Source organism: Streptomyces sp. NBC_00887 (assembly GCF_045207585.1).
Genome location: NZ_CP108788.1, coordinates 1,216,182 through 1,233,420, shown reverse-complemented (window position 1 = coordinate 1,233,420; position 17,239 = coordinate 1,216,182). Strand labels below are relative to the sequence as shown.

Here is a 17,239-nt window from a genome sequence, read left to right as displayed (position 1 = left end):
CTCGTTGAGTCTGGATCTTCGGTTGCCGGCCCCAGTGAACTCGCCTGTGAGGGCGGGGTGATGGGTGGCTGGTCGTTGTTTGAGAACTGCACAGTGGACGCGAGCATCTGTGGCCAAGTTTTTAAGGGCGCACGGTGGATGCCTTGGCACCAGGAACCGATGAAGGACGTGGGAGGCCACGATAGTCCCCGGGGAGCTGTCAACCAAGCTTTGATCCGGGGGTTTCCGAATGGGGAAACCCGGCAGTCGTCATGGGCTGTCACCCACTGCTGAACACATAGGCAGTGTGGAGGGAACGCGGGGAAGTGAAACATCTCAGTACCCGCAGGAAGAGAAAACAACCGTGATTCCGGGAGTAGTGGCGAGCGAAACTGGATGAGGCCAAACCGTATGCGTGTGATACCCGGCAGGGGTTGCGCATGCGGGGTTGTGGGATCTCTTTTTCATGGTCTGCCGACTGTGAGACGAGTCAGAAACCGTTGGTGTAGGCGAAGGACATGCGAAAGGTCCGGCGTAGAGGGTAAGACCCCCGTAGCTGAAACATCAACGGCTCGTTTAAGAGACACCCAAGTAGCACGGGGCCCGAGAAATCCCGTGTGAATCTGGCGGGACCACCCGCTAAGCCTAAATATTCCCTGGTGACCGATAGCGGATAGTACCGTGAGGGAATGGTGAAAAGTACCGCGGGAGCGGAGTGAAATAGTACCTGAAACCGTGTGCCTACAAGCCGTGGGAGCGTCGCTGTATGTGCTTGCACATGCAGTCGTGACTGCGTGCCTTTTGAAGAATGAGCCTGCGAGTTTGCGGTGTGTTGCGAGGTTAACCCGTGTGGGGAAGCCGTAGCGAAAGCGAGTCCGAATAGGGCGATTTAGTAGCGCGCTCAAGACCCGAAGCGGAGTGATCTAGCCATGGGCAGGTTGAAGCGGAGGTAAGACTTCGTGGAGGACCGAACCCACCAGGGTTGAAAACCTGGGGGATGACCTGTGGTTAGGGGTGAAAGGCCAATCAAACTCCGTGATAGCTGGTTCTCCCCGAAATGCATTTAGGTGCAGCGTCGTGTGTTTCTTGCCGGAGGTAGAGCACTGGATAGGCGATGGGCCCTACCGGGTTACTGACCTTAGCCAAACTCCGAATGCCGGTAAGTGAGAGCACGGCAGTGAGACTGTGGGGGATAAGCTCCATGGTCGAGAGGGAAACAGCCCAGAGCATCGACTAAGGCCCCTAAGCGTACGCTAAGTGGGAAAGGATGTGGAGTCGCAGAGACAACCAGGAGGTTGGCTTAGAAGCAGCCACCCTTGAAAGAGTGCGTAATAGCTCACTGGTCAAGTGATTCCGCGCCGACAATGTAGCGGGGCTCAAGCGTACCGCCGAAGTCGTGTCATTCCAGCACGTACCCCCAACGGGGGCTGGGATGGGTAGGGGAGCGTCGTGTGCCGGGTGAAGCAGCCGCGGAAGCGAGTTGTGGACGGTTCACGAGTGAGAATGCAGGCATGAGTAGCGATACACACGTGAGAAACGTGTGCGCCGATTGACTAAGGGTTCCTGGGTCAAGCTGATCTGCCCAGGGTAAGTCGGGACCTAAGGCGAGGCCGACAGGCGTAGTCGATGGACAACCGGTTGATATTCCGGTACCCGCTTTGAAACGCCCAATACTGAATCAGGCGATGCTAAGTCCGTGAAGCCGGCCCGATCTCTTCGGAGTTGAGGGTAGTGGTGGAGCCGATGAACCAGACTTGTATTAGGTAAGCGATGGGGTGACGCAGGAAGGTAGTCCAGCCCGGGCGGTGGTAGTCCCGGGGTAAGGGTGTAGGCCGTGTGGCAGGTAAATCCGTCACACATTAAGGCTGAGACCTGATGCCGAGCCGATTGTGGTGAAGTGGATGATCCTATGCTGTCGAGAAAAGCCTCTAGCGAGTTTCATGGCGGCCCGTACCCTAAACCGACTCAGGTAGTCAGGTAGAGAATACCGAGGCGTTCGGGTGAACTATGGTTAAGGAACTCGGCAAAATGCCCCCGTAACTTCGGGAGAAGGGGGGCCATCACTGGTGAGGGAACTTGCTTCCTGAGCTGGGGGTGGCCGCAGAGACCAGCGAGAAGCGACTGTTTACTAAAAACACAGGTCCGTGCGAAGCCGTAAGGCGATGTATACGGACTGACGCCTGCCCGGTGCTGGAACGTTAAGGGGACCGGTTAGTGCACTTTCGGGTGTGCGAAGCTGAGAACTTAAGCGCCAGTAAACGGCGGTGGTAACTATAACCATCCTAAGGTAGCGAAATTCCTTGTCGGGTAAGTTCCGACCTGCACGAATGGCGTAACGACTTCTCGACTGTCTCAACCATAGGCCCGGTGAAATTGCACTACGAGTAAAGATGCTCGTTTCGCGCAGCAGGACGGAAAGACCCCGGGACCTTTACTATAGTTTGATATTGGTGTTCGGTTCGGCTTGTGTAGGATAGGTGGGAGACTTTGAAGCGGCCACGCCAGTGGTTGTGGAGTCGTCGTTGAAATACCACTCTGGTCGTGCTGGATGTCTAACCTAGGTCCGTGATCCGGATCAGGGACAGTGTCTGATGGGTAGTTTAACTGGGGCGGTTGCCTCCTAAAGAGTAACGGAGGCGCCCAAAGGTTCCCTCAGCCTGGTTGGCAATCAGGTGTTGAGTGTAAGTGCACAAGGGAGCTTGACTGTGAGACCGACGGGTCGAGCAGGGACGAAAGTCGGGACTAGTGATCCGGCAGTGGCTTGTGGAAGCGCTGTCGCTCAACGGATAAAAGGTACCCCGGGGATAACAGGCTGATCTTCCCCAAGAGTCCATATCGACGGGATGGTTTGGCACCTCGATGTCGGCTCGTCGCATCCTGGGGCTGGAGTCGGTCCCAAGGGTTGGGCTGTTCGCCCATTAAAGCGGTACGCGAGCTGGGTTTAGAACGTCGTGAGACAGTTCGGTCCCTATCCGCTGTGCGCGTAGGAATATTGAGAAGGGCTGTCCCTAGTACGAGAGGACCGGGACGGACGAACCTCTGGTGTGCCAGTTGTCCTGCCAAGGGCATGGCTGGTTGGCTACGTTCGGAAAGGATAACCGCTGAAAGCATCTAAGCGGGAAGCCTGCTTCGAGATGAGTATTCCCACCACCTTGAGTGGTTAAGGCTCCCAGTAGACGACTGGGTTGATAGGCCAGATGTGGAAGCCCGGTAACGGGTGGAGCTGACTGGTACTAATAGGCCGAGGGCTTGTCCTCAGTTGCTCGCGTCCACTGTGTTAGTTCTGAAATAACGAACGGCCGTGTTTTCTTCCGGTGTTGGTTAATTTCATAGTGTTTCGGTGGTCATTGCGTTAGGGAAACGCCCGGTTACATTCCGAACCCGGAAGCTAAGCCTTTCAGCGCCGATGGTACTGCAGGGGGGACCCTGTGGGAGAGTAGGACGCCGCCGAACAATTATTCCGGGAAAGCCCCGTGCCCTTGTGGCACGGGGCTTTTCTGCGTTCAATCACGTCCTTGTACCCCCGTGCATCGGCACTCGGCGGCTGAGGGTAGGGTCAGGGTGCATCATTGGCACGTTCTTCACAGGAGGCCCCCGGGTGGAGGTCCAGGAGACTCGAGTTCAGACGAACCGAGTACTCACCATCCCCAACATCCTCAGCATGGCTCGCCTCGTCGGCGTGCCGCTCTTCCTGTGGTTGATCCTTCGTCCCGTCTTCGGCGGGCCCAACAGCGACGGCTGGGCGTTGCTGGTGCTGATGCTGAGCGGCGTCAGCGACTATCTCGACGGCAAGCTCGCACGCCGGTGGAACCAGATCAGCAGCCTCGGGCGACTCCTGGACCCAGCTGCCGACCGCCTCTACATCCTGTCGACCCTCGTCGGGCTCACCTGGCGCGAGATCCTGCCGCTCTGGCTCACCGCAGCTCTTCTCGCACGTGAGCTCATGCTCCTTGTCATGGTGGGAATCCTGCGCCGGCACGGCTATCCGCCGCCGCAGGTGAACTTCCTCGGGAAAGCTGCAACCTTCAACCTGATGTACGCCTTCCCCTTGTTGCTGCTCAGTGACGGAAGTGGTTGGCTGGCTTCGCTGGGCGCCGTTTTCGGATGGGCGTTCGCTGGTTGGGGTACAACGCTCTATTGGTGGGCAGGGATCCTCTACGTGGTCCAGGTCCGCCGACTCGTCAAGGCGGATGAAGTAGCCGAATAGCTCGTTGATGCGGTGCCGCGCAGTGTCGCCGGTCCGCAACGGATGCTGTGGTTGTTGCCCCGACGGGTGATGTCGGCTAGACCGTCGTCTCTTCAAGGAGGACGTTTCCGACATGAAGGCCGTCGTAATGGCCGGCGGCGAAGGCACTCGTCTTCGCCCCATGACCTCAAGCATGCCCAAGCCGCTCCTGCCCGTAGCCAATCGGCCGATCATGGAGCATGTGCTGCGGCTGCTCAAGCGGCATGGGCTCAATGAGACCGTCGTAACCGTTCAGTTCCTTGCTTCGCTCGTGAAGAACTACTTCGGCGACGGCGAAGAACTCGGAATGGAGCTCACCTACGCCAACGAGGAGAAGCCACTCGGTACCGCGGGAAGCGTCAAGAACGCAGAGGAAGCCCTCAAGGACGACACCTTCCTGGTTATTTCCGGTGACGCACTCACCGACTTCGACCTGACGGACCTCATTGCCTTCCACAAGGAGAAGGGCGGACTGGTCACGGTATGCCTGACCAGGGTCCCGAATCCGCTGGAGTTCGGCATCACGATTGTCGACGAGCAGGGTCAGGTCGAGCGCTTCCTGGAGAAGCCGACCTGGGGCCAGGTCTTCTCGGACACCGTCAACACGGGCATCTACGTCATGGAGCCCGAGGTCTTCGACTACGTCCAGGCAGATACCTCGGTGGACTGGTCCGGCGACGTGTTTCCGCAGCTCATGAAGGAGGGCAAGCCGATCTACGGCTATGTCGCCGAGGGCTACTGGGAGGACGTGGGCACCCACGAGAGCTACGTGAAGGCCCAGGCCGACGTGTTGGAGCGCAAGGTCGACGTCGAGCTCGACGGCTTCGAGATCTCGCCCGGTGTGTGGGTCGCGGAGGGCGCGGAGGTCCATCCCGACGCGGTACTCCGAGGGCCGCTGTACATCGGCGACTACGCCAAGATCGAAGCCGGTGTCGAACTCCGGGAACACACCGTCATCGGGTCGAACGTCGTGGTGAAAACCGGTGCCTTCCTGCACAGGGCCGTGGTGCACGACAACGTGTACATCGGCCAGCACAGCAATCTTCGTGGCTGCGTGATCGGTAAGAACACCGACATCATGCGGGCGGCCCGCATCGAGGACGGCGCCGTCATCGGCGACGAATGCCTGGTCGGCGAGGAATCGATCATCCAGGGCAATGTGCGGGTGTACCCGTTCAAGACCATCGAGGCCGGAGCCTTCGTCAACACCTCGGTGATCTGGGAGTCGCGGGGGCAGGCGCACCTCTTCGGAGCGCGCGGTGTCTCCGGGATCCTGAACGTCGAGATCACCCCGGAGCTCGCCGTGCGACTCGCCGGTGCGTACGCGACGACCCTGAAGAAGGGGTCGACCGTCACCACGGCACGTGACCACTCCCGTGGTGCGCGCGCGCTGAAGAGAGCGGTCATCTCCGCCCTGCAGGCGAGCGCCATCGACGTACGGGACCTGGAGAACGTGCCGCTGCCGGTGGCCCGCCAGCAGACCGCGCGGGGCAGTGCCGGCGGCATCATGATCCGGACGTCGCCCGGTGTGCCGGACTCCGTCGACATCATGTTCATCGACGAAAGCGGTGCCGATCTCTCCCAGGCGCGCCAGCGCAAGCTTGACCGCGTCTACGCCCGCCAGGAGTACCGCAGGGCCTTCCCCGGTGAGATCGGAGACCTCCACTTCCCGTCGAGCGTCTTCGACTCCTACACGGGATCCCTGCTCCGCAACGTCGACACGGACGGTATCGCCGACGCGAGCCTCAAGGTCGTGGTCGACGCGTCGAACGGCAGCGCGGGGCTCGTCCTGCCCAGCCTGCTCGGACGCCTCGGTGTGGACGCGCTGACGATCAACCCCGGGCTCGACGAGTCGCGTCCCACAGAGTCCGCCGAGTCCAGGCGGGCCGGACTGGTGCGCCTCGGGGAGATCGTGTCGTCCGCACGGGCGGCCTTCGGGGTGCGGTTCGACCCCGTCGGTGAGCGGCTCTCCCTCGTCGACGAGCGGGGCCGGATCATCGAGGACGACAGGGCCCTGCTGGTCATGCTCGACCTCGTGGCGGCCGAGCGGCGGAGCGGGCGCGTGGCCCTGCCGGTGACCACCACCCGTGTCGCCGAACAGGTGGCCGCGTACCACGGCACGCAGGTGGAGTGGACGACCACGTCCCCGGACGACCTGACCAGGGTGGGACGCGAGGACGCCACCATTTTCGGTGGTGACGGACGCGGCGGATTCATCATTCCCGAGTTCAGCAGCGTCTTCGACGGCTCGGCTGCCTTCGTCAGGCTCATCGGGCTGGTGGCCCGGACCCAGCTCACGCTCAGCCAGATCGATGCCCGCATTCCGCGTGCCCACGTGCTGCGCCGTGACCTTGCGACGCCCTGGGCCGTCAAGGGGCTCGTCATGCGGCGGGTCGTGGAGGCGGCAGGGGAGCGCAGTGTGGACACCACCGACGGTGTCCGGGTGGTGGAGACCGACGGCCGCTGGGTGATGGTGCTGCCCGACAGGGCGGAGGCCGTCACCCATCTGTGGGCCGAAGGCCCCGATGACGCCTCCGCCCAGGCCCTGCTGGACGAGTGGTCGGCGATCGTGGACAGCGCCGGCGACTGAGCCGAGCCGGGTGGCCCGGACGCCGTGGTGCTGCGGCTTCCGGGCCACCGGTGGGGCCATTCGGCGGCAGCAGGCATGACGTGCGACGATGTGCGGCATGTCGCAGCCGCCCCCCGATCGGAGTAGCACCCCGCAGCGTCCCCGCCCCGACGCGTCCATGTCGCTGTTGACCAATGTGATGGACCACAGCCTCGACGAGGGATACGCCGAGGCTGCTGCGCGCCGCAAGGCCGACGGAAGTGCGGGCATGCCCCGTACGCTCAAGTCGAAGCTCGGCCTCGCGGCAGGCCTCGTCGTCGCGGCTCTCGTCGTGACGCTCGGTGCCGCCGAGGCCCAGGTCGCGGCACCGGTCGTGGCGAAGGAGCGCGAAGAGCTCATCGACCGTGTCAACGCCGAGACCGATGCGGCGGACGCGCTCCAGGAGGACGTCGACGAACTGCGCAAGGACGTCGACGAACGGCAGCGCAAGGCGCTCGAACGGCATGGCGGGGCCAAGGGCGGGCTGGTGGCGCTCCTCTCCGGAGCGACCGCGGTCGAAGGGCCCGGAATCAAGCTCGTCGTCGATGACGCCAAGGACACCGACCAGGGCGGCGGCGGACCGCGTGAGTCGACCGGCTTCGCCGACACCGGGCGGGTGCGCGACCGCGATATGCAGCGCGTGGTCAACGGCCTCTGGCAGTCCGGGGCGGAAGCGATCGCCATCAACGGACAGCGGCTGACCGCCCTCTCCGCGATCCGCGCGGCGGGCGACGCCATACTGGTCGACAACAGGCCGCTGGTGCCGCCCTACACGGTGCTGGCGGTGGGGGACGGCAAGAAACTCTCCGACGCCTTCCAGGACAGCGCGGACGGTCTGTATCTGCAGGCGCTGCACGAGAGCTTCGACATCCGCACCAGCATCTCCGAGCAGGAGCGGGTGCGCCTTCCGGCCGCGCCGAGCCTGATCGTACGCACAGCAGAGCCTCAGGCCGCAGACACGCGCAGTGGTGCGGCAGAAACAGGGAAGGGCACATCGTGATCGCCGTACTGGGCCTCGTCGTGGGAGTCGTGGTCGGACTGTTGGTCCGGCCCGAAGTGCCGGCGGTGGTCGAGCCCTACCTGCCGATCGCCGTTGTGGCCGCACTCGACGCCGTCTTCGGAGGTCTGCGTGCCATGCTCGACGGGATCTTCGTGGACAAGGTCTTCGTCGTGTCGTTCCTCTCGAACGTCGTGGTGGCCGCACTGATCGTGTTCCTCGGCGACAAGCTGGGTGTAGGCGCCCAGCTCTCCACCGGTGTGGTGGTCGTGCTCGGTATCCGCATCTTCTCCAATGCCGCGGCGATCCGTCGGCACGTCTTCCGGGCTTGAGGCCGATGAGCAACGACGAGAATCCGCGCAACGAGGGACCTGCGGGCGAGCTGCCGGCAGAGGTCCCCGCGCCGGCCCCCGAGACCGGCGCCGACCAGCCCAAGGAGTCCTCCGGGCGCCAGCGGCTGCTGGCGGGCCTCTGGCCGCCCAGGGTGAGCAGGGCCCAACTCATCGTGGCGCTCCTGCTGTTCGTACTGGGGCTGGGGCTGGCCATCCAGGTCAGGTCGAACAGCGACAACAGCGCGTTGCGCGGTGCCCGCCAGGAGGACCTGGTCCGCATCCTCGACGAGCTCGACAACCGGACCCAGCGGCTCGAGGACGAGAAGCAGAGCCTCGACGACCAGCGCACGGAGCTGGAGAACAGCTCCGACCAGGCGGAGGAGGCCCGCAAGCAGACGCTCGAGAAGGAGCGGCAGCTCGGCATCCTCGCGGGTACGGTCGCGGCCGAGGGACCCGGCATCACCCTCACCATCAACGACCCGAGCGGTGCGGTCGAACCGGACATGCTCCTCGATGCCATCCAGGAACTGCGGGCGGCCGGTGCCGAAGCGATCGAGATCAACGGCGTGCGGGTGGTGGCCAATACGTATTTCTCCGGCGACGGGGGAGACCTGAGGGTGGACAACCGGAGGATCCGGTCTCCGTACGAGTTCAAGGTGATCGGCAAACCGCAGGACCTCGAGCCGGCGCTCAACATCCCCGGTGGAGTGGTGCAGACGCTCGAGAAGGAGCAGGCCACGGCGGAGGTGGCACGGGCCGAGGAGATCGTCGTCGACGCCTTGCGACCGGCGAAGCTGCCTGACTACGCTCGGTCGTCGTCCCGGTGAGGCCTTGGCGCACGTGGCCCGCAGGACACAGTCACGAGGTTGCGGGGGGTCGGCGCATCGGATCGGTGGCGCGTGGTGGAAACTGTCGGGTGGATACGGACGTTGTGAAGATGTCCGGGTCGGCAGGTGTGTTCATTCAGGGTTCGTCCTGCCCCACGGGCGGGTCTATTTCGGTCAAGGGGAATCGCCCGTGAAGTTGTTTGCGAAGTTGTTCGGAAAGAGTGCACGCGAAGACAGCGGCGCTGCTCGCCACCGTGCTCCGCGCCAGGGTCAGGGCGCCGAGGAGCAGGGTTCGGAGCGCCCGCTCTTCCGCGATGAGGTGCCGGGTTCGCCGGGCGATCAGAGGGGCGCCTCCGGCGCGTCGTCTGTTGACCCTGCCGGTGCCGGACGCATAGGTTTCGGGGAACCATCAACCTCAAGTACGGGTGGAGGGTTCACCCCCGCCCCGGAGGGCTCCTCCATGCCGGTCTGTACGAGGTGCGGGCATCGCAATGGCGAGGCCGGCCGTTTCTGTTCCAACTGCGGTGCGCCGCTGCGGGGCGGAGTTCCCGAGCGCGCCTCCGAGACGACGTCGACGATCTCGATCTCCGGCATCGAGGCGTACGAGGCCGAGGTGACGGGACAGACGGCCATTCCGTCCCTCTCGCCGGAAGCACAGGCAGCCGTCGACGCGCTGCCCGCGGGATCCGCGCTCCTGGTGGTGCGCCGCGGCCCGAACTCCGGCAGCCGCTTCCTGCTGGACGGCGAGCTGACCACCGCGGGCCGTCACCCGCAGAGCGACATCTTCCTCGACGACGTGACCGTGTCGCGGCGCCATGTGGAGTTCCGCAGGAGCCCGGACGGTAGTTTCACCGTGGGCGACGTCGGCAGCCTCAACGGCACCTACGTCAACCGTGAGCGCATCGATTCCGTCCTGCTGTCCAACGGCGACGAAGTTCAGATCGGCAAGTACCGGCTGGTCTTCTACGCGAGCCAGCGGGGCGTCTGACCCTCCCCCGGACCGCGTCCGGAAGGACCCCGAGGAAGGTTCATGCTGCGAACACCGACAGGCGGTGCCGGACACGGCACCGCCGCCGCGGACGAGCGCGCCATGAGCATCGGCACGGTGCTTCTGGAGCTGCGCGACGAGTTTCCCGAAGTAACGATCTCCAAGATCCGCTTCCTTGAGGCGGAGGGGCTCGTCGAGCCGCAGCGGACGCCCTCCGGCTATCGCAAGTTCAGCCCGGCCGACATGGAGCGGCTGGCTCAGGTGCTGCGCATGCAGCGGGACCACTACCTGCCGCTCAAGGTCATCCGTGAGCACCTGGATGCCCTCGCCCGTGGCGAGCAGGCCGCGCTGCCGTCCGGCGGCGGTCAGGGCGAGCTCGTGGACGGTCGCTGGGAACCGGACCCCGGCCGGGCCACAGCCGCCCGGATCGGGCGCTCCGAGCTTCTCGCGGCCGCTGACGTCAGTGAGGACCAGCTCGTCGAGTGGGAGTCCTACGGGCTGATCGCTCCCTCGCCCGAGGGAAGCTACGAAGCCGAGGCGGTGACGGTCGCGAGACTTGTGGCGGATCTGGGGCGATTCGGTCTGGAACCTCGGCATCTGCGGGCCGTCAAGGCCGCCGCGGATCGTGAGGCGGGACTGGTCGAACAGGTGGTCGCGCCCCTGCGCCGGCACCGGAATCCGCAGACCAGGGCCCATGCGGAGGCCACCGCGAGAGAGCTCGCGGAGCTGTCCGTCCGGCTCCACGCGGCCTTCGTGCAGACCGCCCTCAAGGTCCGGTTCCACTGACCGCGGCGGAGCCCGACTATCCAAACATGGCGGGCACGTCCTAGGGTTGCTGTGTGAACGAGCTCGACGTTGTGGGTGTCCGGGTGGAAATGCCCTCCAACCAACCGATCGTGCTCCTGCGTGAAGTAGGAGGCGACCGGTACCTCCCCATTTGGATCGGCCCTGGGGAAGCGACCGCGATCGCCTTCGCCCAGCAGGGCATGGCTCCGGCCAGGCCGCTGACCCATGATCTCTTCAAGGATGTGCTCGAGGCCGTCGGCCAAGAGCTCACCGAGGTCCGGATCACGGACCTCAGAGAAGGGGTTTTCTACGCGGAGCTGGTCTTCGCCAGCGGAGTCGAGGTGAGCGCGCGGCCGTCCGACGCCATAGCGCTCGCCCTGCGCACCGGAACGCCGATCTACGGCAGTGACGGTGTGCTGGACGACGCCGGGATCGCCATCCCGGACGAGCAGGAGGACGAGGTCGAGAAGTTCCGTGAGTTCCTCGACCAGATCTCACCGGAGGACTTCGGTACGAACAGTCAGTGACCGTCCCGCGGGGGTGCCGTCAGCGCATCCGACAAGCCGTTCCCGGAAATGAGACACGGGAAACCACCCTCAGGGTGATTATCACTCGGCGTGCCGAGTGTGGCGATCGTTGACGCACCCCTGGTGACTGCCTACCTTCGAGATGGCAGGTCAAGGACGGAGGTCGGCGTGAGAAGCAGCGGCGACGGTACGGCTGCGGGTGGGCCGTACCGGCAGCACAGCAGTGCGGCCGACCACACCATCAGACAGCCGGTTCAGCCGGAGGCGGTGGCAGCGGACGGTGCGGTAGTGGCAGGTGACATCGGCTACCGGGGGCCGACGGCGTGCGCGGCGGCCGGGATCACCTACCGGCAGCTCGACTACTGGGCCCGTACGGGTCTGGTGGAGCCGAGTGTGCGTCCGGCGTACGGATCGGGGACACAGCGTCTCTACAGTTTCCGGGACGTGGTCCTCCTCAAGATCGTGAAGCGGTTCCTCGACACGGGTGTCGCGCTGCAGAACATCCGCACCACGGTCCAGCACCTGAGGGCCCGCGGATTCACGGATCTGGAACGGATGACCCTGATGAGCGACGGGGCGACGGTCTACGAGTGCTCCTCGCCCGACGAGGTCGTGGATCTGCTCCAGGGGGGGCAGGGAGTCTTCGGTATCGCCGTGGGCGTCGTCTGGCGCGATGTGGACGCGACCCTGTCGCAGCTCCACGGCGAGCGGGTCGACACGGGGGAGACGCTGATCGGCAACAACCCCGCGGACGAGCTGGCCCGGCGGCGCAACCGTGCGGGCTGAGCCACCGGGCCTGCTCCGCGCCGCACGGGCGCGGAGCAGGCCCGTTGTCAGTGGCATAGGGCAGCATCGGTTGATGTGAGATCCGCTCCCACCATCCTGCATCTGGACATGGATGCCTTCTACGCCTCTGCCGAGCAGGCGGCGAAACCGAGCCTGCGCGGCAAACCGGTGGTGGTGGGCGGACTGGGAATGCGTGGGGTGGTGGCCACCGCGTCGTACGAGGCCCGGCGCTTCGGAGTGCATTCGGCGATGCCCATGGCACAGGCGAGACGGCTTGCACCCAACGCCGCCTATCTGGTGCCGCGGTTCGCGCTCTACCGGACGGTGAGCGACCAGGTGATGGAGCTCCTCGGGCGGCTTTCGCCGCTCGTCGAGCCGCTCAGCCTGGACGAGGCCTTCGTCGACCTGGAGGCCGGCGGGGTCGCCGATGACGCGGCATCGGCCCGTGCGATCGGTGAGCAGCTGCGCACGGTCATCAGAGGCGTCACCGGACTCAGCGGTTCGGTCGGTCTGGCCGGTTCCAAGATGCTGGCCAAGATCGCCTCGGAGGAGGCGAAACCGGACGGTCTCCTGCTCATCGAGCCGGGTACGGAGCGCGAACTGCTCGCTCCCATGTCCGTGCGGATCCTGCCGGGCGTCGGGCCCGCCACCGGGGACCATCTGCGGCGCGCGGGGATGACGGTGGTCCAGGACCTGGCCGAGGCCGGGGAGGCAGAGCTCGTCCGCCTGCTGGGCAAGGCGCACGGCGTCGCGCTGTACCGCATGGCCCTCGGGCACGACGACCGGCCCGTCGTCGCGGAACGGGACGCGAAGTCCGTATCGGTCGAGGACACCTTCGACGTGGACCTGCACGACCGGGTCCGGGTCAGGACGGAGGTGGAGAGGCTGGCCGGACGGTGTGTGGAGCGCCTGCGAGGCGCGGGGAGGTCGGGGCGGACCGTCGTGCTCAAGGTGCGCCGCTACGACTTCTCCACGCTCACGCGTTCCGAGACCCTGCGCGGCCCCACCGACGACCCCACGGTCGTCAGAGAAGCCGCGGCGCGGTTGCTGGAGGCCGTTGACACCACCGGTGGCGTACGGCTCCTCGGAGTGGGTGTCACAGGGCTCGCGGACTTCACCCAGGAGGACCTCTTCGCGCAGGCCGCCGACGCCCGGCAGGCGGTGGCGGACGAGTCGGAGGACGGGGCCGACGGTGCCCCCGACGAGCCGGTCACGGCGGAGGAAACGGCCGAGGAGAGGGCGGACCGCCTCGCGGGCCGACGGTGGCCCGCAGGCCACGACGTACGCCACGAGGACCACGGCCACGGATGGGTGCAGGGCAGCGGTGTCGGCCGTGTCACGGTCCGGTTCGAGGAGCCGGAGGAGCGGCCGGGCCGGGTACGCACGTTCCGTGTCGACGATCCGCAGCTCCGGCCGGCCGACCCGCTACCCCTGGTGCGGGACCCCGTGGACTACTCCTCGTGGCCGGCCAGCCTGCCGAAGTCCCTGTCGGGCCCCGTACCGCCCGGCGCGGCGGAGTCCAGCCCGTAATGGCGGTAGAGCTGCAGTTCCTGCTCAGGGGAGAGATGACGGCCGACTCCGAAATCGGGGGCGTCCTTGATCAGGGCGCGGTCGAAGGGGATCACCAGGGTGCCGTCGACGAATTCGCTCGGTTCCAGCGGTACGAAGGCGTCCCGGGTGAACAGTCCGGTGCGCACGGCCGCCCACTCGGGTACACCGGTGGCGTCGTCGAGATAGACCTCGTCCACCGTTCCGATCTTGGAGCCTTGGCGGTCGTAGGCCTTGCGGCCGATCAGGCTGCGCGGATCGATGTCGGTCTGCACGGTGCCTCCCACTGGTCGCACTGCGGTCAGGGTGGTCGCAATAGCTCCACAGGCACTACGAAAGGCCAGATCCGGGGCTTCGGCCACTCGAGACGGCCGGCGCCGCCCCGCTGGTAGTCTGGAACACGGCTGCTGACCCTGTGCGGGAGAGTCCTCCGGAGCATTCCGGAGGCGCCGAAGGAGCAACTCCTCCCCGGAATCTCTCAGGCCCCCGTACCGCACGGACGAGGTCACTCTGGAAAGCAGGACGGGATCCGTACGGCACGTGCCGTGGCGGGCCCCGTCCTCACCGACGGTGAAAGCCGGTATGCCTCAGGGCGTGCCGGTGAAGCTCTCAGGTCGAGATGACAGATGGGGAGGCCGTTCGGGCAGCCACGCCGTGGTGCCCCTCGCAGGTCGTGAGACCAGGAGGCCTCCATCATGACCCCCCGTCGCACTCCGCTCTCCCAGCTGGAGCAGGGCATTCCCTTCGAGCAGCGCCACATCGGGCCCGATGCCGAGGCCCAGGCCAAGATGCTCGCCCAGGTCGGATACGGCTCCCTCGACGAGCTCACCGCCGCTGCCGTGCCGGACGTGATCAAGAGCGCCGAGGCGCTGGATCTTCCGGCTGCCCGTACCGAGGCCGAGGTCCTGGCCGAACTGCGACGCCTCGCCGACCGCAATCAGGTGCTCGCGCCGATGATCGGGCTCGGCTACTACGGCACGTTCACCCCGCCGGTGATCCTGCGCAACGTCATGGAGAACCCTGCCTGGTACACGGCGTACACGCCCTACCAGCCGGAGATCTCCCAGGGGCGGCTCGAGGCCCTGCTGAACTTCCAGACGATGGTGGCCGACCTGACCGGTCTGCCCACCTCCGGTGCCTCCCTCCTCGACGAGGGCACGGCGGCTGCCGAGGCGATGGCGCTCGCACGGCGCGTCGGCAAGGTCAGGAACGGCGTCTTCCTGGTCGACGCCGACACCCTGCCGCAGACCGTCGCCGTGATCCGGACCCGCGCCGAACCGACCGGCGTCGAGGTGGTCGTCGCCGACCTCACCGACGGAATTCCGGCCGATGTCGCCGAGCGCGGCGTCTTCGGCGTCCTGCTGCAGTATCCGGGCGCCTCCGGAGCGGTCCGTGACATCAAGCCCGTCATCGACCGCGCACACGAGCTCGGCGCGATCGTCACCGTCGCGGCCGATCTGCTGGCCCTGACCCTGCTCACCTCGCCCGGCGAGCTGGGCGCGGACGTGGCCGTCGGGACCACGCAGCGCTTCGGTGTCCCGATGGGCTTCGGCGGACCGCACGCCGGCTTCATGGCCGTCCGCGAGAAGTTCGCGCGCAGCCTGCCCGGCCGTCTCGTGGGCGTCTCCGTCGACGCCGACGGCAACAGGGCCTACCGTCTCGCCCTCCAGACCCGCGAGCAGCACATCCGCCGGGAGAAGGCCACCAGCAACATCTGCACCGCGCAGGTGCTGCTCGCCGTGATGGCGGGGATGTACGCCGTCTACCACGGCCCCGACGGTCTGCGCACGATCGCGCGGCGCACCCACAGGTACGCCACGATCCTGGCCGACGGTCTGCGGGCCGCCGGTATCGACGTGGTGCACGGCGCCTACTTCGACACCCTCACCGTGAGAGTTCCCGGTGCAGCTACCGGTGTGGTCGCCGGTGCCCGCGAGCGCGGGGTGAACCTGCGGCTCGTCGACGCCGACCACGTCTCCATCGCCTGCGACGAGACCACCACCCGTGCGCAGATCGCGGCCGTCTGGGCCGCCTTCGGAGCCGGCGGCGACATCGAGGCCCTCGATGCCGACGCCGAGGACGCGCTGCCCGGGAACCTGCTGCGCACCGACACCGTCCTCGCCCACCCGGTCTTCCACCAGCACCGTTCCGAGACCGCGATGCTGCGCTACCTGCGCAAGCTCGCCGACCGCGACTACGCGCTGGACCGCGGCATGATCCCGCTCGGCTCCTGCACCATGAAGCTCAACGCCACCGCCGAGATGGAGTCGATCACCTGGCCCGAATTCGGTGCGCTGCACCCGTTCGCGCCGGCCGAGCAGGCACAGGGCTTCCTCACCCTCATCCGTGAGCTGGAGGAGCGCCTGGCCGAGGTCACCGGCTACGACGCCGTCTCCCTCCAGCCCAACGCCGGCTCCCAGGGTGAGTTCGCCGGTCTTCTGGCCGTGCGTGCCTTCCACCGGGCGAACGGCGACGAGGGGCGTACCGTCTGCCTCATCCCGTCCTCCGCGCACGGCACCAACGCCGCGAGCGCCGTGATGGCGGGCATGAAGGTCGTCGTCGTGAAGACCGCCGACGACGGCGAGGTCGACATCGACGACCTCCGCGCCAAGATCGAGAAGCACCGTGACGAACTCGCGGTCCTCATGATCACCTACCCGTCCACGCACGGTGTCTTCGAGGAGCACGTCGCCGCGATCTGCGGCGAGGTGCACGACGCGGGCGGCCAGGTGTACGTCGACGGCGCCAACCTCAACGCGCTGGTGGGCCTCGCCAAGCCGGGCAAGTTCGGCGGCGACGTCTCGCACCTGAACCTGCACAAGACCTTCTGCATCCCGCACGGCGGCGGTGGCCCGGGCGTCGGCCCGGTCGGTGTCCGCGCGCACCTGGCGCCGTACCTTCCCAACCACCCGCTGCAGCCCGCCGCCGGCCCCGAGACCGGCGTCGGCCCGATCTCGGCGGCACCGTGGGGCTCGGCCGGAATTCTGCCCATCTCCTGGGCGTACGTACGGCTGATGGGCGGCGAGGGACTGAAGCGTGCGACGCAGGTCGCCGTACTCGCGGCCAACTACATCGCCAAGCGTCTGGAACCGCACTTCCCGATCCTGTACAACGGCCCGGCCGGTCTGGTCGCACACGAGTGCATCGTGGACCTGCGCCCGATCTCCAAGTCGACCGGCGTCAGCATCGACGACGTCGCGAAGCGGCTGATCGACTACGGCTTCCACTCGCCGACGATGTCGTTCCCGGTGGCCGGGACGCTGATGATCGAGCCCACCGAGAGCGAGGACCTCGCGGAGCTCGACCGGTTCTGCGACACGATGATCGCCATTCGCGGTGAGATCGAGAAGGTCGCATCCGGCGCGTGGAGCGCGGAGGACAACCCGCTGAGCAACGCCCCGCACACGGCGGCCGCGCTCGGTGGCGAGTGGACGCACGCCTACAGCCGTGAAGAGGCTGTCTTCCCGGCCGGCGTCACGCCTTCGGACAAGTACTGGCCGCCGGTGCGCCGGATCGACGGCGCCTTCGGCGACCGCAACCTGGTCTGCTCCTGCCCGCCGCTGGACGAGTACGACCAGTAGGAACGCGGACACCCGTCGGGGCCGGTGCGGAGACTTCTCCGGGCCGGCCCCCGTC

General features: G+C 66.2%; 12 protein-coding genes, 2 rRNA genes and 1 riboswitch. Of the genes, 13 read left to right on the top strand and 1 reads right to left on the bottom strand.

Annotation, left to right across the window (positions count from 1 at the left end; genetic code table 11):
* Positions 1 to 111: 111 nt before the first annotated feature.
* From OG844_RS05600 to OG844_RS05545, 12 genes are all read left to right on the top strand, one after another.
* Positions 112 to 3,236 (top strand): 23S ribosomal RNA (locus OG844_RS05600).
* Between the two features lie 79 nt (positions 3,237 to 3,315).
* Positions 3,316 to 3,432, top strand: a 5S ribosomal RNA gene (gene rrf / locus OG844_RS05595).
* A gap of 145 nt (positions 3,433 to 3,577) precedes the next feature.
* Positions 3,578 to 4,186, top strand: a complete 609-nt coding sequence (locus tag OG844_RS05590; protein WP_329213122.1) for a CDP-alcohol phosphatidyltransferase family protein — start codon at positions 3,578 to 3,580, stop codon at positions 4,184 to 4,186.
* A gap of 112 nt (positions 4,187 to 4,298) precedes the next feature.
* Complete coding sequence (locus tag OG844_RS05585; protein ID WP_406388509.1) at positions 4,299 to 6,794, top strand: sugar phosphate nucleotidyltransferase; 2,496 nt, start codon at positions 4,299 to 4,301, stop codon at positions 6,792 to 6,794.
* Between the two features lie 97 nt (positions 6,795 to 6,891).
* Positions 6,892 to 7,812, top strand: coding sequence for a DUF881 domain-containing protein (locus OG844_RS05580; protein ID WP_406388508.1), 921 nt, complete (start codon positions 6,892 to 6,894; stop codon positions 7,810 to 7,812).
* Positions 7,809 to 8,141, top strand: coding sequence for a small basic family protein (locus tag OG844_RS05575; protein WP_003970459.1), 333 nt, complete (start codon positions 7,809 to 7,811; stop codon positions 8,139 to 8,141). The genes OG844_RS05580 and OG844_RS05575 overlap by 4 nt, the downstream gene beginning before the upstream one ends.
* Positions 8,142 to 8,146: 5 nt before the next feature.
* Positions 8,147 to 8,968 carry a DUF881 domain-containing protein gene (locus OG844_RS05570; RefSeq protein WP_406388506.1) on the top strand — a complete coding sequence of 274 codons (822 nt, stop codon included), beginning with the start codon at positions 8,147 to 8,149 and terminating at the stop codon, positions 8,966 to 8,968.
* Positions 8,969 to 9,158: 190 nt separating this feature from the next.
* Positions 9,159 to 9,956: an FHA domain-containing protein gene (locus tag OG844_RS05565; RefSeq protein ID WP_406388505.1), complete on the top strand. Its 798-nt coding sequence runs from the start codon at positions 9,159 to 9,161 to the stop codon at positions 9,954 to 9,956.
* 42 nt (positions 9,957 to 9,998) lie between these two features.
* Positions 9,999 to 10,742, top strand: coding sequence for a MerR family transcriptional regulator (locus OG844_RS05560; RefSeq protein WP_406388504.1), 744 nt, complete (start codon positions 9,999 to 10,001; stop codon positions 10,740 to 10,742).
* A gap of 53 nt (positions 10,743 to 10,795) precedes the next feature.
* Positions 10,796 to 11,269, top strand: coding sequence for a bifunctional nuclease family protein (locus tag OG844_RS05555; protein ID WP_006123076.1), 474 nt, complete (start codon positions 10,796 to 10,798; stop codon positions 11,267 to 11,269).
* Positions 11,270 to 11,437: 168 nt separating this feature from the next.
* Positions 11,438 to 12,055, top strand: a complete 618-nt coding sequence (locus OG844_RS05550) for a MerR family transcriptional regulator (RefSeq protein ID WP_406388502.1) — start codon at positions 11,438 to 11,440, stop codon at positions 12,053 to 12,055.
* Between the two features lie 75 nt (positions 12,056 to 12,130).
* Positions 12,131 to 13,585 carry a DNA polymerase IV gene (locus OG844_RS05545; protein ID WP_406388501.1) on the top strand — a complete coding sequence of 485 codons (1,455 nt, stop codon included), beginning with the start codon at positions 12,131 to 12,133 and terminating at the stop codon, positions 13,583 to 13,585.
* On the opposite strand, the gene OG844_RS05540 is transcribed toward OG844_RS05545, so the two are convergent.
* Positions 13,507 to 13,878 (bottom strand): PRC-barrel domain-containing protein, encoded by a 372-nt coding sequence (locus OG844_RS05540; RefSeq protein ID WP_351169381.1) that lies wholly within the window; start codon positions 13,876 to 13,878, stop codon positions 13,507 to 13,509. The genes OG844_RS05545 and OG844_RS05540 overlap by 79 nt on opposite strands.
* A 133-nt stretch (positions 13,879 to 14,011) precedes the next feature.
* Positions 14,012 to 14,107: riboswitch (glycine riboswitch) on the top strand.
* Between the two features lie 191 nt (positions 14,108 to 14,298).
* Between OG844_RS05540 and gcvP the strand changes: the two genes are divergently transcribed.
* Positions 14,299 to 17,184, top strand: a complete 2,886-nt coding sequence (gene gcvP, locus OG844_RS05535; RefSeq protein ID WP_406388500.1) for an aminomethyl-transferring glycine dehydrogenase — start codon at positions 14,299 to 14,301, stop codon at positions 17,182 to 17,184.
* Positions 17,185 to 17,239: the final 55 nt, after the last annotated feature.

Bases quoted from the DNA above. Each gene is read 5' to 3' on its own strand.
- OG844_RS05585 (WP_406388509.1), top strand. From the start codon at position 4,299: ATGAAGGCCGTCGTAATGGCCGGCGGCGAAGGCACTCGTCTTCGCCCC.
- OG844_RS05580 (WP_406388508.1), top strand. From the start codon at position 6,892: ATGTCGCAGCCGCCCCCCGATCGGAGTAGCACCCCGCAGCGTCCCCGC.
- OG844_RS05570 (WP_406388506.1), top strand. From the start codon at position 8,147: ATGAGCAACGACGAGAATCCGCGCAACGAGGGACCTGCGGGCGAGCTG.
- OG844_RS05560 (WP_406388504.1), top strand. From the start codon at position 9,999: ATGCTGCGAACACCGACAGGCGGTGCCGGACACGGCACCGCCGCCGCG.
- gcvP (WP_406388500.1), top strand. From the start codon at position 14,299: ATGACCCCCCGTCGCACTCCGCTCTCCCAGCTGGAGCAGGGCATTCCC.